The sequence below is a fragment of the Evansella clarkii genome (assembly GCF_002019695.1).
Classification (GTDB): domain Bacteria; phylum Bacillota; class Bacilli; order Bacillales; family Salisediminibacteriaceae; genus Evansella; species Evansella clarkii.
In genome coordinates this window covers 4,138,194-4,159,472 of the sequence record NZ_KV917376.1, presented here as the reverse complement: position 1 = coordinate 4,159,472, position 21,279 = coordinate 4,138,194, and the positions used below count along the sequence as shown (strand labels likewise).

The following is a 21,279-nucleotide window of genomic DNA, read 5'->3' as shown; positions in this document are numbered from 1 at the left end:
GGAAATGAGGGGAAATAATATGAGTATCAATAAACCATCCATTTATGGATTAACATATGATCAGCTGACAGACTGGCTCATAGAGAACGGACACAAAAAATTCCGTGCCCAGCAGGTTTGGGACTGGCTGTATAAAAAAAGGGTAACAGAATTTTCTCAAATGAAAAATGTAAACAAAGAGGTGCTGAAGCTTCTGGATGAAAACTTTGTTATTCAGACGCTGGAGCTTCACACAAAACAGGAGTCCCGTGACGGCACGGTGAAATTTCTGTTTAAGCTCCAGGATGGCAACCTGATTGAAACGGTATTAATGAGGTTTGACTATGGGAATTCTGTCTGTGTTACGACACAGGTAGGATGTAATATTGGCTGCAGTTTCTGCGCGAGCGGCCTGTTAAAGAAAAGCCGTGATCTTACGAGCGGGGAGATCGTGGAACAGATCATGAATGTTCAGCATCATTTTGACCAGAAGGGTAAGGAAGAACGAGTAAGCCATATTGTGGTTATGGGTATCGGCGAGCCGTTCGATAACTACGACAATCTGATGGACTTCCTTTATATCGTTAATAATGACCGCGGCCTGGCAATAGGCGCAAGGCATATTACTGTGTCAACGAGCGGTATTATTAAGAAAATTTATGAGTTCGCTGATTCCGGCCTGCAAGTTAACCTGGCGTTATCACTGCATGCTCCGAATAATGAGCTTCGTACGCGAATTATGAAGATCAATAAGGCGCAGCCGATTGAAAAACTAATGGACGCCGTTGATTATTATCTGAAGAAAACGAACCGCAGAATTACGTTTGAATATATTTTGCTGCAGGGCATAAATGACAGCAGAGAAACGGCACAGCAGCTTGCCGATTTAATCCGGGATAAAAAGCGCCTCGCTTATGTTAACCTTATCCCATACAACCCGGTTGACGAGCATATTCAGTATAAACAAAGTGAGAAATCAGACATTCTTGCGTTTTATGATATTCTGAAGAAAAACGGCATCCAGTGCGGAATCCGCCATGAGCAGGGATCTGACATTGATGCAGCATGCGGACAGCTTCGCAGTAAGCAGATCAAAAAGGATAAAGAAAAAGCAGGTGTAAGATAACCTGCTGGTCAGAGCAGTCTCTCCAGAGAGGCTGCTTTATTTATTTTTAATTACTTCTTTGCTGAATTTCCAAATCTTTTCTCTGTTTTCGCGATTATCAGCATATAGAGGATAATAAACTCCGCTGAAAAGCTGCCTGAACTGAGCAGAAAGTCCGGGGTCAGGAAGTGCAGGCTGTATAATCTCTTTTTTATCATTAAATAATTTACCTGTTACATCACGGAATTCTTCGGCCGTGCAAATATCATAATAGAGGTCCCCCATTTTTTCAGGAGGCGGGAAGAACAAATTTTGAATAATAGCAACAGTTCTCCATCCAGGAGTTACTTTTTGAAGGGTGCTTTTTGACATTTTAGCTCCATTTATTTGCAGAGCATTTACCTTTACTCCATGCTGCCGGAATTCTTCAGCTAATATAAATGTAAGAATCACGAGCGCCATTTTTGAACTGCAATACATTTTATAAACACTGAATGATTTATCTGAAGTGTTTTCCCCTTTCAGATTTTCCAGCTCGATATCTCTTTTAGGATCAAAAAAGTGTTTTATTATATTGCTTGAAGCGTTAAGAATGCGTGCCTCTTCGGTTTTCTTCAGATGGGGGAGGAGCAGTTCAGTCATATGTAACGGGCCGAAAACATTAGTAGCAAAAGTTAACTCCAGATGATCCGCACTCAGACGGTATTTTTCTCCATGATTAAAATAGGCCGCATTGTGAATCAGTATATCAAGCCTGTCAAACCGGCTCATGAAATCATGGCAAAAATCCTTTATGGACTGAAAAGAACTAATATCGAGCTCCATGAGAGTGATATTCTCATTCCCTGTCTTTGATATAATTTCTTTCAGAACGGGTTTGCTTCTTTCCATATTTCTGCAAGCCATTACCACTGTGTGGCCTTCCGAAGCGAACCGATGTGCAGCCGCTTTTCCAATCCCTGAATTTGCGCCAGTAATTACGGTGATTCTATGTTTTTTCATTTCCTTCTCCCCCAGCAGTTCGTTTATAAAAGAATCCTTGAACAGCCTCTGCTTTTTTGCGGCACGAAAAAGTTCTTATCTTATACATATAATTAATTTCTGATAATTACAATGGATAATTTGCGAACAAAAAAGGGCGAGGGAGAAATTTCCTGGATAAATATATAGTAATTCAAAAATATATGCAAAAAATAAAAAAGACTTAATTAAGTGAGACGGTAAAATTTTCAATGCACATTGACTGGAGGATTTGTAATGAACAAAACATGTCCTATCCATCCTTATATGTCTCCTTCTCGTTGTTTCCGCGTGCGGCCAGGGAGAAGAGCCGGAGACGGACCAGCAGACAGGAGGCGCGCAGCCTCCTGTCACGGATATGTTAAATGAAGAAGAATACGAAATTAGGGAATCGGAGGCAGGGACACTTACGATTCTGAAAGAAGAAACGGAGCTGGATATAACTGAAACGAGCGGGGAGATGAGGCTCACAGTAAATGCCGTTCAGATTGCTGATTTTGATATAAATGAGGAGTTTGCTGATTTTTTTAACGGACTTTCAGAAGCAACAGTTTTTACTTTTCATATTGATGCAGAAAATGTATCGGAAGAAGACCTTGGTTTTTATCCTAATCAGTCAACAATTACCACAAACACTGGTCAGCAAATTAGCTCCAATTTGTTATTGTCAGATGATGTAGGGGGAGAATTCTTTGGGAATGTGAAGAAGATTGGGGAAGTGTTTTTTCTTGCAGACAGAATTGATGAAGAAATCACCTCGATCAGGTGGATTATCGATGGGCCACATGATGAGGATTATGAAACCGTTGGCGAGAGAATGGACTTTACCATTGATTTATAACATTAAAAAAAGAGCAATCGTTATGGCACAAGCTCTGTCAGCATCACTTCTGTGCGAGACCAGCGGCCTCATTAGAAGTAAGGCATAATTTGGGGCATTGGAGCAGGCAAAGAATCAGCAGGAGATAGATTCGTTCCCAGAGGGAGTGGTTTAGGAGTTCTGAGGGAACGAAAGCTGTTGATTCGTTCCTTGAGGGAGTGGTTTAGGAGTTCTTAGGGAACGAATACCTTCAAGTCACCTGTGCCAACGATAATCAATAACATTGACATTCCAACATGATAATCTCTCTAGTAACCTATGCTATTCCAGCAATTCCAACATGTTTATGCTATAAATATACGAACAGCAGATAATACTTTGATATTCACTAAAAACATGTTACTCTATTTTTATAAGAGCTTTAATAATTGAATAGATACATCCACTAGGGGTGCCTTATTTAGCGCAAGCGTTTGACCGCTGTTGCGACAGGCTGAGATTAAAGAGCGACTTTAAGACCCTTTGAACCTGATCTGGTTTATGCCAGCGTAGGGAAGTGGAGTTGCCGTAGATCTAACAGGAGAGATTTTTAACAGCAGCCACTTCCCAGCATGTAAGTAATGGGAGGTGGCTTTTTTGGTTTATATAAATGAGAAAGGAATCAGGAGGAGAGAAAATGGCAGGGAGCTGTAGAGAGAGCCCCCTGAATGATATGAAATCTGCGGCCTATGGACTCCACGTGATCTCCACAGGACGGCAGTCTGCTGCGAAATTTTCAGCAATATGCGGAAAAATTCATCCCTTAGTAACCGCTGTCCACATTAGGGAGAAGCAAAGAACAGCTAGTGAAATTTACGAGCTTATCAGCCTTTTAGTACAACAGGGGGTACCAAAGGGAAAAATTATAGTAAACGACAGGGTGGATACAGCCGCCGCCGCTAAAGTAAAAGGTGTCCAGCTGGCATATCATTCTCTGGGCCCTTCCGTTGTAAAAAAGGTATTTCCTGATTTACTTGCAGGGCGGTCTGTTCATTCACTGCAAGAAGCAGAGGACGCTGAAACAGAAGGTGCAGATTATCTGGTGTTCGGCCATGTTTTTTCAACTAAATCAAAAGAAGGCGTACGGCCCAGAGGAACAGAGCAATTAAAAGAAATCACTCAAAAAACACGACTCCCTGTTATCGCTATCGGTGGAATCACTCCGGAAAATACAAAACAGGTGATTGAGGCGGGAGCAGCCGGGGTTGCAGTCATGTCAGGAATTTTAGAAGCTGCTGATCCGGTTGAAGCAGCCAGAAGATACAGGGAACAGCTGGAACGAACATCAGGAGGTGACAGAGCTTGAAAAGAAATTATGAGGCAATCATCGTTGGCGGAGGGATAATCGGCGGATCGATTGCATTTCATCTTGCTAATAGAGGATATGATGTTCTTCTGCTGGATAAAGGACGAGCGGGGAAGAAAGCATCTAGTGCGGCAGCAGGAATGCTTGCTGCACAGGCTGAACTGAACGATTGCGGGCCTCTTTTTCAGCTGGCCCGAAAAAGCAGGGGAATGTTTGGGAACCTTGCTGACGAACTTAAAGAAATTACCGGAATTGATATCGAGCTGAAAAATAAAGGGATGTACAAGATTGCACTGAATGAACGGGAATCCAGGGATTATAAAAGAATCATAGAGTTACAGAAACGTCTTGGGGATCAGGCGGAATGGCTGAACCAGGATGAGCTGAGGAGCATAGAGCCAGCTTTATCGGAAGCGGTTACTGGAGCTATGTTCATTGAAAAGGATGGACATGTATCTGCCTCGGCCCTCACAGAAGCTTTCCTTAAGGCCTCCGCTGCCCTGGGAGCTGGTATAAAAGAATATACCGAGGTGCAGTCCCTTCAGTTTAGCTGCGGAAAAATAACCGGGGTTGTTACAGATAGCGGCGAATTTACAAGTGATCATGTCATTATTGCAGGCGGGGCATGGAGCAGCAAAGTTATGGCTGCATCTGGCCTTAAACTTGATGCTTATCCTGTAAAAGGAGAGTGCTTTAGTGTAATCACAGAGCGTCCTTTAGCAACGGGTACAATCTTTTCTCATGGTTGTTATATTGTACCAAAAAAAGGAAACCGCATCGTTGTCGGTGCTACCGTTAAGCCGGATACTTTTAACGAGAAAGTAACAATGGACGGTATTTTAACATTAATGGAAAAGGCGAGAAATATCATGCCGGCAATTACAGAAGGAGAACTGGAAAGCACGTGGGCCGGCATACGCCCCCAGACAGGCGACGGCCTTCCGTACTTGGGAGAGCATCCGCTGTACAAAGGGCTTTATACGGCCACCGGACATTTTCGAAATGGAATACTACTTTCTCCTGTAACCGGGGAGGTAATAGCAGATTTAATCGAAGGTAAACAGCCGGAAATCGACCTTTCTCCTTTTCTGCCTGCACGTGCTTCAGTAAACAGGTACGCGGAAGCAGGGAGAAGTTAGCTCAGCAGCTTAAAGCAGGAGGTGAACAACATGGAACTGATTGTTAACGGGGATAAAATTGAAGTTCCCGGCAGTGTGTCAACAGTGACAAATCTTCTCGAGCACTTCGATATTGATAAAAAGGTAGTAATCGTGGAAGTGAATGGAGACATTCTTGAAAAAGATAACCATCAGGAGAGAAAGATCTCTGATGGAGACAAAATTGAGCTTGTACACTTCGTAGGAGGCGGATAATATGTTAAAAATTGGATCGCATGAATTTAAATCAAGATTACTATTAGGTACAGGAAAATACCCTGATTTTGATATACAGAAGAAAGCAGTTGATGTTTCAGAAACAGAGATTCTTACATTCTCAGTACGGAGAATGAATATTTTTGAATCCAGCCAGCCAAATTTTCTTGAAAAATTAGATACAGAAAAATATACACTGCTCCCGAATACTGCAGGGGCAAAAACAGCAGAGGAAGCAGTACGTACAGCGAAGCTTGCAAAAGCATCAGGGCTTTGCGACATGATCAAAGTTGAAGTTATCGGCTGCCAGAAAACGCTTCTGCCTGATCCTGTAGAAACATTGAAGGCATCTGAGGAACTTCTTAAGGAAGGATTTATCGTGCTTCCATATACTTCTGATGATGTACTGCTGGCGAGGCGCCTTGAAGAAATGGGATGCCATGCAGTTATGCCAGGTGCGTCGCCAATCGGCTCAGGGCAGGGAATCATTAATCCCCTCAACTTAAGCTTTATAATTGAACAGACAAGTGTCCCTGTGATCGTCGACGCAGGAATCGGAAGCCCGTCTGACGCTGCCATTGCCATGGAAATGGGAGCAGACGGTGTTCTTTTAAACACAGCAGTTTCCGGTGCAGAGGATCCGGTGAAAATGGCAGAAGCTATGAAGCTGGCCATTGAAGCAGGGCGTCTTGGCTTTGAAGCTGGGAGAATTCCTAAAAAGCGTTATGCTACTGCGAGCAGCCCGATGGAAGGAATGAGTATCGGGTGAGCGTAAACGGACGTTATTCACGTCAGGAACTGTTTTCGCCTATTGGGGTGGAAGGGCAGCAGCAGATCATGGATAAACATGTTCTTGTTATAGGAGCAGGGGCCCTGGGGACGGGAAGCGCAGAGGCTCTCGTCCGTGCCGGGGTCGGCAAACTGACAATTGTAGACCGTGATTATGTGGAATGGAGTAATCTTCAGCGCCAGCAGCTGTATGTGGAAGCTGACGCGGAAGAGCGGATTCCGAAAGCTGCCGCAGCAGAAAAACGCCTGAAGCAAATTAACTCAGAGGTTGTAATCGAGGCAAAAATTATGGACGTGTCCATTGCCGAAATAGAAGATCTCGTTATCGGTGTGGATCTTATCATGGATGCAACGGACAATTTTGATACGAGAATGACCATTAATGATATATCACAGAAAGCAGGAATACCCTGGATTTACGGCGCCTGCGTAAGCAGTTACGGAATCAGCTATACTGTTTTGCCTGGAGAAACGCCTTGTCTGAACTGTCTCATGGAAACAGTGCCAATGGGCGGAATGACGTGTGACACGGCAGGTATTATCAGCCCTGCGGTGCAAATGGTAGTCGCTTATCAAACCTCTGAAGCTTTGAAAATTCTTTCTGGTGATACTGCCGCAATCCGGAGGAAGCTCGTTTCCTTTGATTTATGGAGAAATCAGCATGCAGCGATTAATGTGGAAAAAATGAAAAAACCAGGCTGCTTATCATGCGGCGAAAAACCAGAGTATCCTTATCTGAATACAGACAACCAAACAAAAACTGCCGTATTATGCGGCAGAGATACTGTTCAGATCCGGCCGCCAGAGCGGCAGGATCTGAACCTTGAAAGTACAGCTGGCCTTCTGGCAAAACAGGGCGGAAAAGTTGTTAAAAATGATTTTCTGCTTTCTTTTACAGCCGGTGAACAGAGACTCGTAGTTTTTCAGGATGGACGTGTCCTTGTCCATGGAACAAAGGATATAAGTGAAGCGAGGAAACTTTACCATCGTTATTTAGGATAATAAAATGCATCGATTAATATTTCCGTTCCCGAAGCACCCTCGTGATAAATGCAGCATGATTGCAAATAAATAAAGAGCTTATGAAGCTATTAAAATTACAGGAGATGAAGGATATGCAGATTAGTGACCAGATTGTATTAGTTACAGGGGGCAGCAGAGGTCTAGGAGCAGCCATCGCAAAAGCCTTTGGACGTGAAGGTGCAAAAGTCGTCATAAACTACTACTCAAGCAAAGAGCTGGCTGAAGAGGTAGCAGCAGAGATTGGCAAGGACAAGGCAATTGCGATTCAGGGCGATGTACGAGTAAAAGAAGAAGTAGAAGGAATATTCCGGAAAGCAGAGAAGCATTTTGGCAGGCCGGTGACTACGGTCGTAAATAACGCCCTCGTTGGCTTTAAATTTGATGCAGCTAACAGAAAAGACAGCAGTGCTGTCTCATGGGAAGATTATCATATCCAACTGGAAGGGAGTGTTAAGGCATCCTTAAATACTGTGCAGGCAGCGAGGAAAGGGATGGCCGAAGCAGGGTACGGCAGAGTGATTAATATTGGAACGAACCTTGTCCAGAACCCTGTCGTTGCCTATCATGATTATAATACCGGAAAAGCAGCACTTCTCGGGTTCACGAGGAGTATGGCAAAGGATCTTGGTCCTGATAATATAACCGTTAATATGGTCTCCGGGGGACTTTTGGAAAAAACGGACGCCAGTGCAGCTACTCCAGACGAAGTTTTTCAGATTATCAAAGATAGTACACCTCTGCAGAAAGTGACAACTCCGGAAGATATGGCAGATGCGATCTTGTTCTTTGCGTCACCGTGGAGCCGCTCTGTTACAGGGCAGAATCTTGTTGTAGATGGCGGGCTTGTGATGGATTAGGAAGTTTTATTATAATTAACTGGCTCAAGCCTGTAGTATTGGTGTTTCCGACCTATATCATTTTGAACCCCCTTTTCTTATGCAGAGAAAGGGGGTTTTTTAATGCTCCTTAGTAGGTATTTTCCCTCTGAATTTTATGCAGTAAAGGGAATTGGGTAAACTTCCCTGTACCTTTCGACCGCCAAACAGCTATGACTTTGCAGAAACCCTCTTAAAATTAGGGATAAACACAAAATCTTCAATTCTATAACCAAGTATCGTCCTATTGTTCAACAAATTACATTGATAGAGAATAACAGTGTAGAAACAAATTGGAAGGAGGTAAAAACAGAAAGATCCAGACCCTGGGTTATTTTAAACCAATAATTAAAGAGGAGAGGATTTAGAAATGAAAAAGACTATTTTAAGATTATTAATGATCATTTTAATAGGTGTCGCACCACTGGCTATTTTATTTAATGGAGAAGCTGAAGCAGAGAAAAATAATGACGAATCAGTCCTTTATCTGAGAGGGAGCCACGAAGAAATCGGCAGTCAATATGGCGAGCAGGCAAAGAGCCAGATACAGCAAAATTTGTCTTTATTTCATACGATGGCAGAGCAGACAGGTTTTACTGAGGAAAAATTGAGTGAGGCTGCTGTGGAATATGAAGACTTCTTAATCAAGGCAAACCCAGAGATGCTGGAACAGCTGAAAGCAATGGCGGAAAGTGCGGAGGCGGATTACAGAGACTTACTCGCCTTTAACGCCCTGGAAGAAGAAATAATCGGTGATGGCTGTACGACAGTTATAGCTACTGGTACGGCGACACAAAGCGGTAATGCCTACTACCATAAAAACCGGGATGCTAGCAGAGGAGCAGCACAAGTAGTAGTTCAGGCAGATCCGGAAGATGGCTACAGCTACATTGGCATTACGAGTGCAGGTTCCACGGGGCTTGCTATGGGAGTGAATGAGCATGGTGTCTCTGTAGGTAACAATGTACTATCTACATGGGATACTTCCAGAAGCGGGTACGGAAACCTGACAGTGATCCGCATGGCTCTTGAAGCAGCAGCTGACGCAAGAGAAGGGGTGCAGTTTATCGAAGAGCTGCCGAGAGCTTCAGGTTCCGCTTATGGAGTGACTGACAGTGAAGAAGGAGCCTGGGTGGAAACTACTGCAAACCATTCAGCGGTCTATTGGGTAGTGGATGAAGCGATGGCTCACACAAATCATTATATTCTGCCGGGAATGGAGCAGTTTGATACTCTTACTGAAAACAGCTCTAATGAACGGTGGAGCTGGTATGTTTCAACAGATGAGCGTCTGGACCGTGCGCAGAGCCTTCTGGATGATCAGTCCGGCAAATTAAATGTCCAGCGTATTGTAAAGATATCTGAAGATCAGGAACCTGGTCTGGAGAGCACTTACTGGATAGATTCAGATGCGGTTATTAATGGCATCCCAATGGGCTCTGTTTCAGCAGCTACATTTGACGGCAGTAAAAAGAGAATGTGGTCTCAATTAGGGCAGCCAAGCACTGCGCCTGCCATCCCATTTGACACAGACCGTCCTCATATACCAGAGCCTTTCGGTTCCGGTTCTCAAAGCGAGAGAATTGAGAATACAGCAGCAAACAGAAACTGACAGCAACTTTATTTATAATAAAGGCAGATAAGAAGAAAGGTATGCATTGAATAATAGGACTATTTTGTGTTTTCAGACAAAATCCTTGACGAATAAAAAAAGAAGAATTAAACTGAGTTTAATTATCAATTTAATATGTTTTCTTATCAAGAGAGGCGGAGGGACTGACCCTGTGAAGCCTCGGCAACCAGTACGACGGTACACGGTGCCAATTTCAGAGGAATAATAGTAATTATTCCATAGATGAGAAATGAGTTGACAGAAATCTTTTTTCTGAATTTCAGCCCCTTTTCTCATTCATTTTGAGAAGAGGGGTTTTTTGTTCGGGCAAGGAGGCGGATCAAAAACAAAAAATGAGAAAAGGTGCGGCAACACCTTTTTCTCAGGGAACCAGACTATTCACTTCACCAGCATAGACGAAAGAAGCCTGGCAAAATTCATTATACCACAGGCCTTTCGTCCAAATTAATTATGAGGAGGACGATAATATGGGAGACTTAAAATTTGCATACTGGGTACCGAATGTTAGCGGAGGGCTTGTAGTTTCGAACCTCCCCCAGAAAACAGGCTGGGATTTCGAATCTAATAAAAGATACGCACAAATAGCGGAAGAAGCAGGCTATGATTATGCTTTGCTGCAGACAAGATTTATTGCGAGTTATGGTGCGGAAAATCAGCTGGAGGCTATTACGCTGGCTGCTGCACTGGCAAGCGTAACTAAGAAAATAAACCTTATAACAGCTGTACATCCTGGCCTCTGGCATCCGGGAGTATATGCGAAGATGATTGCCACCCTTGATAATATAAGTAACGGGCGTGCAGCATTAAATGTTGTGAGCGGGTGGTTGAAGCAGGAGTTTACTGGCTACGGAGAGCCCTGGCTTGAACATGATGAAAGATACAGGAGAGCGGAAGAATTCATTCAGGTGCTTAAATCAATGTGGACAGAGGAGAAGACTACATTTAAAGGGGACTTTTACCGCATTAATGAAGCTCCTTTGAAACCAAAGCCTGTCAATGGGCGGCCGCCAGTCTTCCAGGGCGGGAACTCTAAAGCTGCCAGAAAGATGGCTGCTAAATATTCCGACTGGTATTTTATGAACGGCAATACACTGGAAGGTTTTAAGGCACAAATTGAGGATGTAAAAGCTCTTGCGAGAAATGAAGGAAGAGAGAATGAGATAAAGTTTGCCGCGAACGGCTTCGCAATCATTCGCGATACGGAGGGAGAAGCTGTGCAGCTGTTGAGAGATATAGTAGCCAACGCTGATACAAAAGCAGTGGAAGGCTTTAAAGACGCGGTAAAAGAAGCAGGGCAATCGACTAAAGAAAAAGATGGTATGTGGGCAAATTCAAGCTTTGATGATCTTGTGCAGTACAATGACGGCTTTAAAACAGGTCTGATAGGCACTGCAGAACAGGTCTCCGACAGGATCATTGAACTTAAAAAAATCGGAATAGATCTGGTTCTAACCGGACATTTCCACTATGAGGAAGATTTACAGAGATTCGGGGAAGAAATTATCCCTCTTGTGAAAAAGAAAGAGTCGGAACTGAGAATTAAGACACCATCAGCTACTTATTAAACTACTCAAAAATTATTTTAATATAATTGATAATATGTTGGAGAATAGCGAGGAAAAGCGCGTTAAAACAGTAAGAATTTTATGTTTTAAGTAAAAATACCTAGTATTTTTCTATATTCCTCCAAATATTTTAGAGTTTTTAATTGACGTTTAGCTGAAAATGTTATATAAATATCTTTGTGGTTATTGGACTAGTTTCCAATTTCATAAAAAAATCTCAATTACTTTGGAGGAATTACATATGAAAAAATTAGTAACAGCTCTATCTTTATCAACAGTTTTAGTACTTGCTGCTTGTGGCGGCAACGGTAACAACGATGCGAACGAAAACACTGACAACAACGGAAACGTTGACGTAGAAGTGGAAGAGAACAACAACGCTGACGTAGAAGTGGAAGAAAACAACGACGCTGACGTTGAAGTAGAAGAAAACAACGATGCTGATGTTGAAGTAGAAGAAAACAATGATGCTGACCTTGACGTTGAAGAAAACGACGAAGCAGCTGACAACAACGTAGACGCTGAAGATAACAACTAATCTTTGAAACTTAAAAAGAGTTTTCCTGGACATCCAGGAAGCTCTTTTTTTCTGCCTTCTATTTACAAGCAAAATACTGAATATTTTGTTATACTTTTAATGTCGGCAATGTTTTTAAGCAGGACAGTACATATTTTTTACGAGATTCAAAACAGGGAGGTATACGATGGCAAAAGCAGAAGAAAAACTCAGTCCGGAGTTAGTAGAATCGTTACAGGGAGAGAAAATAGTTTCATTGGTAACTATCGATGCAGAGACAAATGAACCTGATTTAAGTGTTATCTCCTGGCTGCTTGCACACGAAGACGGGAAAACAATTAAATTTGCTGTTGGCCATAACGCCAATACAGCAAAGAATATCGAAGAAAATCCAGATGTTATTCTTGGAGTGACTGGAGCGGGGAGCTGTTTTTCAGTAAAAGGAAAAGGCTCTGTGTCTGACGTAATTTCTAAAACAATGAAATACCGTGTAGTGACTGTCGAAGTGGAATCTGTGAAAGACGTTATTTTCTACGGAGGAAAAATAACAGCCGAAGCACAATATGAAAAAACATATGATCCAAAACTGGCAGAAAAGCTGGACGAAGAAGTTTACAGTTTGCTAAAAGAATAAAAATAGAAGGGCGGTTTTCGGTAATAGTTTGTCCATCCGGAGCCGTCTTTTGTTATGCCTTCTTTAGTCACCATGCCTTTTTACTGCATTAGCTGAACCGAACCGTTCAAAAAAGGTGTTCAACTTGCGAAGAGGAAACCAACCTGAGAATTGTGATGATCAACCTGCGAAGTAAGGTATCCAACCTGCGAAAAAAGGTGCTCAACTTGCGAAAAGGAACCAACCTGCAAAATCATAATAAAGGCTGCATCTAATTGCAGCCTTTATCGACACAAAGCTTTATTCACTTGTAATAATTAGCTGTTCAAGGTCTCCTTGCTGCGGATCTGAATTTTCAACTTTCCCTTCTACCCATGCTTCTGCTTCAAGTCCTATTCTTAAATCGCTGAGAGAATATTGTTCTCCAGCCTCATCGACTATCTCCCCATCTCCTACTGTAAGCCATATGCTTACATCATCACCGGACCAGGTTTCCTGCCCCTCAAGTAAAATTCTGTTTTCATCTTCGTCAATTTCAGAGATTTCACCGATATATCCGGTCTGTTCCTCTTCAGTAAGTTCATTGTCTGTATTCTCCATCATAATATCATTCTCATCTGTCTCTTCAGGGGTCCCACAAGCCCCGAGTAATAAAAGAAGGCTGAATAGTACTGCATATAGTTTAGCCATCGAATTACCTCCTCAACTAAATTTTTATCTGGAAAAATCATTAGTTCTTTCTCTATACCCTTATTGATAATAATTTTAAATAATTTATGCAAAATACTTGAAAGTCAAAAAAGGTCAAAGTATAATGTGGGCATAAGGTCAAATATAGTCAAAGTTAAATAATGTACTAACTACTGTTTATTTTTCCTGATAAATACAGTACGGGTGAGAGCAGCAGTAGTTAAAAGAGTGTGGGAAGCCCCATGCAATATCCATCCAATTATAAGTAGCTAACAAAATAAATTTTAAGGAGGCAGATACTATGAAATGCCAAATGTGTGAGCAAAGACACGCAAATGTAAACTTAAATGTACAGATTAATAATTCAAAGCATCATCTACAGCTTTGCCATGTATGCTATCAGGAACTGAAGGCAGGAAATAAAATGCCTTCTGGATTCGGAGGAGGTTTATCTGACAGCCTGTTCAACGATTTCTTCAAACAGTTCGGACAGCCTCATATGGGAGGCCAGGGAGCACCACACGGGCAAATGGCACCTCCGCCACAAACAGAGCAGGGTGGCGGCAACCGTGGAGGCGGTATTCTTGATGAGCTGGGAAGAAATGTAACCTATGCGGCAAAAGCCGGATTAATCGATCCTGTAATTGGCCGTGATGATGAAGTTGAGCGCGTCATTGAGATACTAAACCGCCGCAATAAAAATAATCCTGTGCTGATTGGAGAACCAGGGGTTGGTAAAACAGCAATCGTTGAAGGTCTCGCACTGAAGATTAGTGAAGGAGAGGTGCCATCCAAGCTCCTGAATAAAGAAGTCTACTTGCTTGATGTTGCTTCTCTCGTGGCGAATACAGGGATTCGCGGGCAATTTGAAGAGAGAATGAAGCAGATTATCGCTGAACTGCAGCAGCGTAAGAATATTATTCTGTTTATCGACGAGATCCATCAGTTAGTTGGTGCAGGTTCTGCAGAGGGCTCCATGGATGCAGGTAATATTCTTAAACCGGCGCTTGCAAGAGGCGAGCTGCAGGTAGTTGGTGCCACCACACTGAAAGAATACCGCCAGATTGAGAAAGACGCTGCTCTTGAGCGCCGTTTCCAGCCAGTCATGGTTAACGAGCCTTCACTAGATGAAGCAGTGGAAATCCTGAAAGGGATACAAAATAAATACGAAGATTATCATGAAGTTAATTTTACCGATGAAGCCATCCAGGCATGTGTAACTTTATCTCACCGCTACATTCAGGACCGCTTCCTTCCGGATAAAGCGATTGACCTGCTGGACGAAGCAGGCGCAAAAATAAACCTGAAGTCTGGCGGTACAAGCAACGGTGATGTGGAAGAACGCCTGGCGGCAATCATGAAGGAGAAAGAAGCAGCCCTTAAAGAAGAAAAATATGAGGTGGCTGCAAAACTGCGAGACGAAGAAGAAGCATTGGAGAAGCGGCTTGAAAACAAAAACGAGGATAAAACTGTTATTGATGTGGACGTTATCCAGTCCATTATTGAAAAGAAAACAGGAATTCCAGTTGGCAGGCTTCAGGAAAATGAAGCTTCAAAAATGAAAAATCTGGCTGGAAACCTTAACGGTAAAGTAATTGGCCAGGAAGACGCTGTGAAAAAAGTAGCGAAGGCAGTCCGCCGTTCCCGTGCCGGATTAAAGCCGAAACAGCGCCCGATTGGATCCTTCCTGTTCGTTGGACCAACTGGAGTGGGTAAAACAGAGCTCACAAAAACACTTGCTGAAGAAATGTTCGGTTCAAAAGATGCTATGATTCGTCTTGATATGAGTGAATATATGGAAAAGCACGCCGTATCAAAGCTGATCGGTTCACCTCCTGGTTATGTGGGGCACGAAGAAGCCGGCCAGCTGACAGAAAAGGTACGCCGGAACCCATACTCCATCATTCTCCTTGATGAAATCGAGAAAGCTCACCCGGATGTTCAGCATATGTTCCTGCAGATTATGGAGGACGGCCGCCTGACAGACAGCCAGGGCAGAACTGTAAGTTTCAAAGATACAGTCATTATCATGACAAGTAACGCTGGAGCAGGTGCAGTGAAAAAAACAACAGTAGGCTTCGGAGCGGAGAGTGAATCAGTAAAAGAAGAGTCCGTTCTTGAATCATTGTCAAACTATTTTAAACCAGAGTTTCTGAACCGTTTTGATGCAATCATAGAGTTCAATCACCTAAGCAAAGATCATCTTGTTCAAATCGTTGAACTCATGCTCGGTGACCTGGAAGAAACACTGGCAGAACAAGGCATGACAATCAAAGTGTCGGTTGAAGCAAAAGAAAAACTGGCTGAACTTGGCTATCATAAAGCCTTCGGTGCCCGCCCGCTCCGACGCACAATCCAGGAGCAGCTGGAAGACCGTATTACCGACCTGATCCTTGACCAGGATGGTGAAGTAAAACAAATCAACGTCACTCTGGAAGACGGAAAAATCGTACTGAAGTAAGCTGATAAGTAAAACCGGCTGTATGGTGTACAACCAGCAGCCGGTTTTTATTTGCTAATTTCTTAAGATAATATATATTAGATAGATGACATAAGCAGCAGCTAAAACAGACCCTTCATATTTTCCAACTGCGTAATTGGTTCGGGAAAAAACAAGGATAACGATCGTTAACAGAATCATGAAAACGACATCCAGTAATATTCTGCTGTCTACAGCCAGGGGAGTTATAACAGAAGCGGCACCCAGGACGAAAAAAATATTGAATATATTACTTCCGATTATATTCCCTAGCGCTATTTCACTCTGTTTTTTTAAAGCTGCAGTAATGGAAGTCACTAATTCCGGCAGCGACGTCCCTAAGGCAACGATTGTCAAACCGACTAACGTTTCACTCATACCGAAAGAATAGGCTATTTCCGTACTGCTTCTCACAACAAGGTTACCACCGATAATAATCGCTGTAATTCCTGCTAGTGTAAGCAGGAGTTGCTTAGTCAAGCCTTCTTTGCTGCCGGGGGCCTCCTGTTGATATGCTGTTTTATTTTCTGAACGGTTCTTACGCGCAGCTTCGAATATATAATAGAGAAACACGGCGAAAAACAGGAGTAAAATAAGCCCTTCACTTCTTGTGATTTCATTAATTCCTGCATGCTGCAGGAAGGTGTCGCTGATAAAAATAAGTAAAGCTGTCCCTGCTAAAAGGGTAAATGGGATTTCTTTTCGGATCGTATCATTTTGCACAGTTAACGGATACAGTACAGCGGTTAAACCAACAACAAAAGTAATGTTAAAAATATTACTTCCCACCACGTTACCGATGGCCACATCGGCGGAACCTTCCAGTGCCGCAATAATACTGACAACCGCTTCAGGAGAGCTCGTTCCGAATGCTACAATCGTCAACCCGATCAAGAGGGGAGAAACATGAAGCAGTCTGGCGATGGAGGAAGAACCGTCCACAAAATAGCCAGCCCCTTTTATCAGGAGAGCAAAACCTATGATGAGTAATAGATAAACCATTCAGCCACCGGCTTTCGCTTTAGAATATTAAATATACTGTTAATACAACAAGAAGGTTTCATCAATTTACGATTGATTTTTCAGTTCATTTATTTTCAATACCGTATTGACGTCAATGGTTTTTTGCAAAGATAAGTGAAATATCGATATGCTACAATAAAGTCATAAGTCAGCAGAATAAGAAAGGGGGTTAATACATGCGGATTATTGGGTTCGTAACTTCTTTACTTGCCGCATTACTCGCAGGCTTTATGTTATTGAATAATATTTTTGTCTTAATGCCTGCTGTGCTTTTTTTACTTGGTATTTCCTTATTTTTTACTGGAATTTATTATACCCGGGGCAGCAAGTACAAAACCACGGGTTTGATGAATATTTGTTTATCCTTGTTTGTTCTTTTTACAGCTGTATACATATTGATTAGTTAGGGAGATATCCCCACTCCATGTTGCATAATACCAAGGAACATATAATCACCCAAAGTTAATTCTAATGGGAATTTACAAATATTTAACAAATCACCCCTGCTAATCTGTTAAACTAGCACATAGGAGTTTTTTATAAATGAATGAATTTCATATATAGACTTTGCATAAAAAAGAAGAACATTACTTTTCGATTGCAACGTAAGACGGCGGTGACTGTCCCTTCCTCTGCCAGATTAGCTCCGTAGAGTATCTGTCGAGATAACTCGATGCATTTGCGTGAAGAAGATGCTCGTTCTAGCGGGAAAAGCATGAGAAGCTGAAAATCCATTTTTCCGGCGTTCAGCCGTCAAAAATTAGTTGAAGCCGTGCCCGCAGAACGCATCCGTCTATAGTGTAAATAGAACAACAAAGTAACATTTTAGATAATGTTCGTTAATGATGAAAATCTTGAATTATGAAATTGATTCAAATAAACGCTGAATATGAATTTCGCAAGGATGTGAAAGAATGAGTGAGAGAGCAGTAAAAATTAAATATCATTACCTGGTGATGATTTTATCAGCAGTCTTCCTGTTCAGTGCCTGTGGACAGGCTGATGAAAACAGCCAGCTAATTAATAATGAAAGCGGTTCTGCTTCAGAAGAGTCTCAGGCAAATAACGAAAATAACGATGCGGATAGTACAGCAGAGGAGGAGAAGGAGAATTTTGCCGCCAACAATGAGGAGGAAGACGAGGATACAGAATCGTCGGGCAACAATGCTTCAGAGGAGAATGACAACAATGCCGATGGAGAAGAGGACAGGAACGGAAACAGCCCGCCACAGGCTGAAGGTGAGCTGGAAGTTCATTTTATAGATGTGGGGCAAGGTGACGCTACACTTCTGAAAGGTCCTGATTTCACCATTTTAGTAGATACTGGAAGGCATGACAGAAACGATGTTGTCCCGTATCTTGAAAGACTGGAAATAGAAACTATTGATCTTTTGATCGGTACTCATCCCCATGCTGACCATATCGGGCAAATGGATAGAGTTATTGAAGCCTTTGAAGTAGAAGAAGTATGGATGTCAGGCGCGGAGCATACAACACAGAACTTTGAAAGGGTTCTTGATGCAATATTATCCAGTGAGGCAAGTTATCATGAACCTCGGGCAGGCGAAGACTTTACAATTGGTTCATCGTTGGTTGAAGTTGTTCATCCGGAAGAACTCATTGGTGATTTGAACGAAGACAGTGTCTCCGTTCGGGTTGTGTACGGTGAAATTATTTTCCTGTTTACGGGAGACGCAGAAGAGCAGGCAGAAAAGGCAATGATTAACAGCGCTCTTCCACTTGATGCACATATTCTGCAGCTTGGACATCATGGATCAAGTACTTCGAGTTCTGCTAAATTTTTGGACGTGGTTTCACCGGAAATTGGGATTTACAGTGCAGGGGCTGAAAACAGTTACGGGCATCCCCACTCAGAAGTAGTGGATCGCTTTGACAGCAGGGACATTCCTTTGTATGGGACAGATGTTCACGGAAATATTATCGTACGTACCGACGGGGAATCGTATTCTGTCTCCACCGAAGACAGCGGGAATGTGGCAGCAGCCGGAACAGAAAGTGAATCTGAGGAGGAAACGGCTGAAGAAAACCAGTCAGAGGGTGAAACAGAAGGCACAGCAGCCTCTTCCGGAAGCTGTATTGATATCAATTCTGCTTCCACAGCTGACCTCACGGAGATTATCCATATTGGGGAAGCTCGTGCTGAGGAACTGGTAAATCTCCGGCCATTTGGTTCGGTGGATGAATTGACGCGTATCAACGGAATTGGCGATGCAAGGGTAAATGATATTAAAGAAGAAGGGCTCGCCTGTGCGGGATAAATGAGGGATTGTATTCTTTTTGATTAAAAAGGCAGCCCAGAGAAAGGACTAACTGGGGGATTTATTATGGAAGAATCGTTAACAATCAGTGCAGCAGTGGTCATGTTCATTATGTATATCATCTTTGACATGATGCTGAGGAAAAAGAAAAACCAGAGTATGAAAAAAACATTTTTCGAGATTAAACTAATCACCAATAACCGGCACAAGCTGTTTTTAACCATTGATTTGCTGCTACTCGCCGCTTTAATTTTCAGTTACTTTTATTTTTTCCAGGGACATCCTGAACAGGCGTTTTTGCCGCTCTTTATCTTTCTGGGTGTGTCATTGGTATTACGGGGGATTGAAGAGTGGTTATATAAAAGAGAGGAGAAGGAGTACGAGCATTACTGGCTCGCGGCAGTATTCTTTCTCGCTATTATCTTCCTGACAGCACCAGGGGCTTTTGCCAGCTGATAAAAACCTTAAAGTAATGAACCAGGCTAAATGCCTGGTTTTTCTTATTTTATTTAGTGTTGCGGACGAAGTGAGAACATAAGCCTTTTTCACTATCTTTCTAAAAACTTCGGAAAACGAAGGATATTCCCTTGAATACTTCGTCTGACGAAATATATAATAGATATAGACGAAGGAAGTGAATTTAAGTGAATAAGACTTACTGGAAACGGAATTTGTACATCCTGATGGTGTGCCAGTTTTTTGTGATGGCTGCTATGACAATGATTATCCCCTTTTTGCCTCTTTATCTTCAGGAACTTGGTGTGACAGATCCCCAGGCGGTGAGCCGTTGGGCGGGAATTATCTTCGGTGCTAATTTTTTAACTGCATTTTTGTTTGCTCCCTTATGGGGAAAACTTGCTGACAAGCGCGGGCGGAAGCTGATGATTCTTCGGTCGGGATTTGGTATGGCCATCGTCCTGACACTTACCGGTTTTGCTGTCGGCCCCTGGTCCTTGTTATTTTTAAGGTTGCTTAACGGAATGATATCCGGCTTTATTCCAGCCGCGATAGCCCTCATGTCTATGAGTACACCGAAAAAGCAAATGGGTTACTCATTAGGGATGCTCCAGGCGGGCGCTGTGGCAGGAGGCATATGTGGACCTCTTTTTGGCGGGATAATGGCTGATTTAATGGGCTTCCGGATGATCTTCTATGTGACCGGAGCTGTGATTTTAGTGGCAGCATTTGGTGTCCTGTTTTTTGTTAAGGAGAATTTCGAGAAAAAAGAAGAGACCGTGAAGACGAATACGGTACAGGATTTTAAGAAAATCGCTTCAACATCCCCGATGCTGTCATTGTTTTTCGTGTTCTTTATCGTTCAGGCTGCGTTAATTGGGGTGAACCCTCTGTTGTCACTGTTTGTTCAGGAGCTTACGCCGGCACAGAACGTGGCGTTTTACGCTGGCCTGGCTATGTCCGTGATGGGTTTTGCAAATATGTCGGCGAGCCCGTTTTTAGGAAAGATGAGCGACCGAAAAGGACATCATATTGTTTTGTTAGCAGGTTTATTTTTCGCAGCCCTGGTAACATTGCCACAGGCTTTTGTAGCGTCATACTGGCAGCTCCTCGTATTTAGGTTCCTGCTGGGCTTATGTTTAGGAGGTTTACTGCCTTCTATTAACTCTCTTATACGCCATTTGGCGCCGGAAGGAATGGAAAGCCGGGCATATGGTTTCTCCAACAGCTTTATGTATCTTGGCACGATGATTGGTCCAATCGCTGGCGGCTGGCTGGCATCGGTTGCGGGAATCAGAAGCCTCTTTATCGTTTCAGCTGTGCTGCTTTTTATAAATGCGGCTATTGTAAAATTCCAGGTGCTGCCTGCTATGGAGAAGAAGAAAGAAAAAGGACAGGAAAGTGGCAGATCAGCTTCTGAGCTAAAGGAGCCCAGAATGAAAAAAGGGATGCCACGGGGTGTCTATTCCAAGTAATCTATTTTATTTCAGAAGGATATGATTTGCATTCCCTCAAAACTCAGGTTTTGGGGGTTATTTTTTGGAAGCAGAAATTTATGAGTATTTGGCTTGTTACGGATTCGTTAAATGAAAAGGTGAAGTTAAATATCCAGCCTTTTTGCCTTGGTTTTCATCTGTTAGGGTAATATTAGAACAAGGGACACTAAAAGTAGCATCTCTATAATTTCACGGGGGC

At 42.8% G+C, this 21,279-nt stretch carries 19 protein-coding genes and 2 riboswitches; of the genes, 16 read left to right on the top strand and 3 right to left on the bottom strand.

The window, feature by feature from the left end; genetic code table 11:
* The first annotated feature begins 19 nt into the window (after positions 1 to 19).
* Positions 20 to 1,105 (top strand): dual-specificity RNA methyltransferase RlmN, encoded by a 1,086-nt coding sequence (gene rlmN / locus BK582_RS19625; RefSeq protein WP_078596661.1) that lies wholly within the window; start codon positions 20 to 22, stop codon positions 1,103 to 1,105.
* Positions 1,106 to 1,141: 36 nt separating this feature from the next.
* On the opposite strand, the gene BK582_RS19620 is transcribed toward rlmN, so the two are convergent.
* Positions 1,142 to 2,086 carry an SDR family NAD(P)-dependent oxidoreductase gene (locus tag BK582_RS19620; protein WP_078596660.1) on the bottom strand — a complete coding sequence of 315 codons (945 nt, stop codon included), beginning with the start codon at positions 2,084 to 2,086 and terminating at the stop codon, positions 1,142 to 1,144.
* A 376-nt stretch (positions 2,087 to 2,462) separates the two neighbouring features.
* On the opposite strand from BK582_RS19620, the gene BK582_RS19615 reads away from it, so the two are divergent.
* The 11 genes from BK582_RS19615 to BK582_RS19565 all read left to right on the top strand — a co-directional run bounded on the left by BK582_RS19615 (position 2,463) and on the right by BK582_RS19565 (position 12,678).
* The gene (locus BK582_RS19615) at positions 2,463 to 2,945 is read left to right on the top strand and encodes a hypothetical protein (protein ID WP_078596659.1); all 483 of its coding nucleotides are present in this window, start codon (positions 2,463 to 2,465) and stop codon (positions 2,943 to 2,945) included.
* Positions 2,946 to 3,361: 416 nt separating this feature from the next.
* A riboswitch (TPP riboswitch) is annotated at positions 3,362 to 3,496 on the top strand.
* 104 nt (positions 3,497 to 3,600) lie between these two features.
* Positions 3,601 to 4,269 carry a thiazole tautomerase TenI gene (gene tenI / locus BK582_RS19610; protein ID WP_244895435.1) on the top strand — a complete coding sequence of 223 codons (669 nt, stop codon included), beginning with the start codon at positions 3,601 to 3,603 and terminating at the stop codon, positions 4,267 to 4,269.
* Positions 4,266 to 5,408 (top strand): glycine oxidase ThiO, encoded by a 1,143-nt coding sequence (thiO, locus tag BK582_RS19605; protein WP_078596658.1) that lies wholly within the window; start codon positions 4,266 to 4,268, stop codon positions 5,406 to 5,408. Before tenI ends, thiO begins: the two co-directional genes overlap by 4 nt.
* Positions 5,409 to 5,438: 30 nt before the next feature.
* Complete coding sequence (gene thiS, locus BK582_RS19600) at positions 5,439 to 5,642, top strand: sulfur carrier protein ThiS (protein WP_078596657.1); 204 nt, start codon at positions 5,439 to 5,441, stop codon at positions 5,640 to 5,642.
* A 1-nt stretch (position 5,643) separates the two neighbouring features.
* Complete coding sequence (locus BK582_RS19595; RefSeq protein WP_078596656.1) at positions 5,644 to 6,411, top strand: thiazole synthase; 768 nt, start codon at positions 5,644 to 5,646, stop codon at positions 6,409 to 6,411.
* A complete protein-coding gene (locus BK582_RS19590) occupies positions 6,408 to 7,433 on the top strand; it encodes a thiazole biosynthesis adenylyltransferase ThiF (protein WP_078596655.1) in 1,026 nt (341 codons plus the stop codon). Before BK582_RS19595 ends, BK582_RS19590 begins: the two co-directional genes overlap by 4 nt.
* 113 nt (positions 7,434 to 7,546) lie before the next feature.
* The gene (locus tag BK582_RS19585) at positions 7,547 to 8,311 is read left to right on the top strand and encodes a 3-oxoacyl-ACP reductase (RefSeq protein ID WP_078596654.1); all 765 of its coding nucleotides are present in this window, start codon (positions 7,547 to 7,549) and stop codon (positions 8,309 to 8,311) included.
* Positions 8,312 to 8,699: 388 nt separating this feature from the next.
* Entirely contained in the window at positions 8,700 to 9,941 is a 1,242-nt protein-coding gene (locus BK582_RS19580; protein ID WP_078596653.1) for a C45 family autoproteolytic acyltransferase/hydrolase, read from the top strand.
* A gap of 140 nt (positions 9,942 to 10,081) precedes the next feature.
* Positions 10,082 to 10,191, top strand: a riboswitch (SAM riboswitch).
* 238 nt (positions 10,192 to 10,429) lie between these two features.
* Complete coding sequence (gene sfnG, locus BK582_RS19575) at positions 10,430 to 11,527, top strand: dimethylsulfone monooxygenase SfnG (RefSeq protein WP_078596652.1); 1,098 nt, start codon at positions 10,430 to 10,432, stop codon at positions 11,525 to 11,527.
* 241 nt (positions 11,528 to 11,768) lie between these two features.
* A complete protein-coding gene (locus tag BK582_RS19570) occupies positions 11,769 to 12,065 on the top strand; it encodes a hypothetical protein (protein WP_078596651.1) in 297 nt (98 codons plus the stop codon).
* Between the two features lie 166 nt (positions 12,066 to 12,231).
* Positions 12,232 to 12,678, top strand: coding sequence for a pyridoxamine 5'-phosphate oxidase family protein (locus BK582_RS19565; RefSeq protein ID WP_078596650.1), 447 nt, complete (start codon positions 12,232 to 12,234; stop codon positions 12,676 to 12,678).
* A gap of 279 nt (positions 12,679 to 12,957) precedes the next feature.
* Here BK582_RS19565 and BK582_RS19560 read toward each other — a convergent pair whose 3' ends face one another.
* Positions 12,958 to 13,347: a hypothetical protein gene (locus tag BK582_RS19560; protein WP_078596649.1), complete on the bottom strand. Its 390-nt coding sequence runs from the start codon at positions 13,345 to 13,347 to the stop codon at positions 12,958 to 12,960.
* Between the two features lie 301 nt (positions 13,348 to 13,648).
* Here BK582_RS19560 and BK582_RS19555 point away from each other — a divergent pair, with 301 nt between their 5' ends.
* Complete coding sequence (locus BK582_RS19555) at positions 13,649 to 15,808, top strand: ATP-dependent Clp protease ATP-binding subunit (RefSeq protein WP_078596648.1); 2,160 nt, start codon at positions 13,649 to 13,651, stop codon at positions 15,806 to 15,808.
* 54 nt (positions 15,809 to 15,862) lie between these two features.
* On the opposite strand, the gene BK582_RS19550 is transcribed toward BK582_RS19555, so the two are convergent.
* Entirely contained in the window at positions 15,863 to 16,828 is a 966-nt protein-coding gene (locus tag BK582_RS19550; RefSeq protein ID WP_078596647.1) for a calcium/sodium antiporter, read from the bottom strand.
* 935 nt (positions 16,829 to 17,763) lie between these two features.
* Between BK582_RS19550 and BK582_RS19540 the strand changes: the two genes are divergently transcribed.
* The 3 genes from BK582_RS19540 (at position 17,764) to BK582_RS19530 (ending at position 21,059) form a co-directional block, all read left to right on the top strand.
* Positions 17,764 to 19,128 (top strand): MBL fold metallo-hydrolase, encoded by a 1,365-nt coding sequence (locus BK582_RS19540; RefSeq protein WP_244895434.1) that lies wholly within the window; start codon positions 17,764 to 17,766, stop codon positions 19,126 to 19,128.
* A 66-nt stretch (positions 19,129 to 19,194) separates the two neighbouring features.
* Complete coding sequence (locus BK582_RS19535; RefSeq protein ID WP_078596645.1) at positions 19,195 to 19,584, top strand: DUF4181 domain-containing protein; 390 nt, start codon at positions 19,195 to 19,197, stop codon at positions 19,582 to 19,584.
* A gap of 188 nt (positions 19,585 to 19,772) precedes the next feature.
* A complete protein-coding gene (locus tag BK582_RS19530; RefSeq protein WP_088035396.1) occupies positions 19,773 to 21,059 on the top strand; it encodes an MFS transporter in 1,287 nt (428 codons plus the stop codon).
* Positions 21,060 to 21,279 lie beyond the last annotated feature (220 nt).

Coding starts and splice junctions, on each gene's coding strand:
- rlmN (WP_078596661.1), top strand. CDS start 20: ATGAGTATCAATAAACCATCCATTTATGGATTAACATATGATCAGCTG.
- BK582_RS19620 (WP_078596660.1), bottom strand. CDS start 2,086: ATGAAAAAACATAGAATCACCGTAATTACTGGCGCAAATTCAGGGATT.
- BK582_RS19615 (WP_078596659.1), top strand. CDS start 2,463: ATGTTAAATGAAGAAGAATACGAAATTAGGGAATCGGAGGCAGGGACA.
- tenI (WP_244895435.1), top strand. CDS start 3,601: ATGGCAGGGAGCTGTAGAGAGAGCCCCCTGAATGATATGAAATCTGCG.
- thiS (WP_078596657.1), top strand. CDS start 5,439: ATGGAACTGATTGTTAACGGGGATAAAATTGAAGTTCCCGGCAGTGTG.
- BK582_RS19595 (WP_078596656.1), top strand. CDS start 5,644: ATGTTAAAAATTGGATCGCATGAATTTAAATCAAGATTACTATTAGGT.
- BK582_RS19585 (WP_078596654.1), top strand. CDS start 7,547: ATGCAGATTAGTGACCAGATTGTATTAGTTACAGGGGGCAGCAGAGGT.
- BK582_RS19580 (WP_078596653.1), top strand. CDS start 8,700: ATGAAAAAGACTATTTTAAGATTATTAATGATCATTTTAATAGGTGTC.
- sfnG (WP_078596652.1), top strand. CDS start 10,430: ATGGGAGACTTAAAATTTGCATACTGGGTACCGAATGTTAGCGGAGGG.
- BK582_RS19570 (WP_078596651.1), top strand. CDS start 11,769: ATGAAAAAATTAGTAACAGCTCTATCTTTATCAACAGTTTTAGTACTT.
- BK582_RS19565 (WP_078596650.1), top strand. CDS start 12,232: ATGGCAAAAGCAGAAGAAAAACTCAGTCCGGAGTTAGTAGAATCGTTA.
- BK582_RS19560 (WP_078596649.1), bottom strand. CDS start 13,347: ATGGCTAAACTATATGCAGTACTATTCAGCCTTCTTTTATTACTCGGG.
- BK582_RS19555 (WP_078596648.1), top strand. CDS start 13,649: ATGAAATGCCAAATGTGTGAGCAAAGACACGCAAATGTAAACTTAAAT.
- BK582_RS19550 (WP_078596647.1), bottom strand. CDS start 16,828: ATGGTTTATCTATTACTCATCATAGGTTTTGCTCTCCTGATAAAAGGG.
- BK582_RS19540 (WP_244895434.1), top strand. CDS start 17,764: ATGAGTGAGAGAGCAGTAAAAATTAAATATCATTACCTGGTGATGATT.
- BK582_RS19535 (WP_078596645.1), top strand. CDS start 19,195: ATGGAAGAATCGTTAACAATCAGTGCAGCAGTGGTCATGTTCATTATG.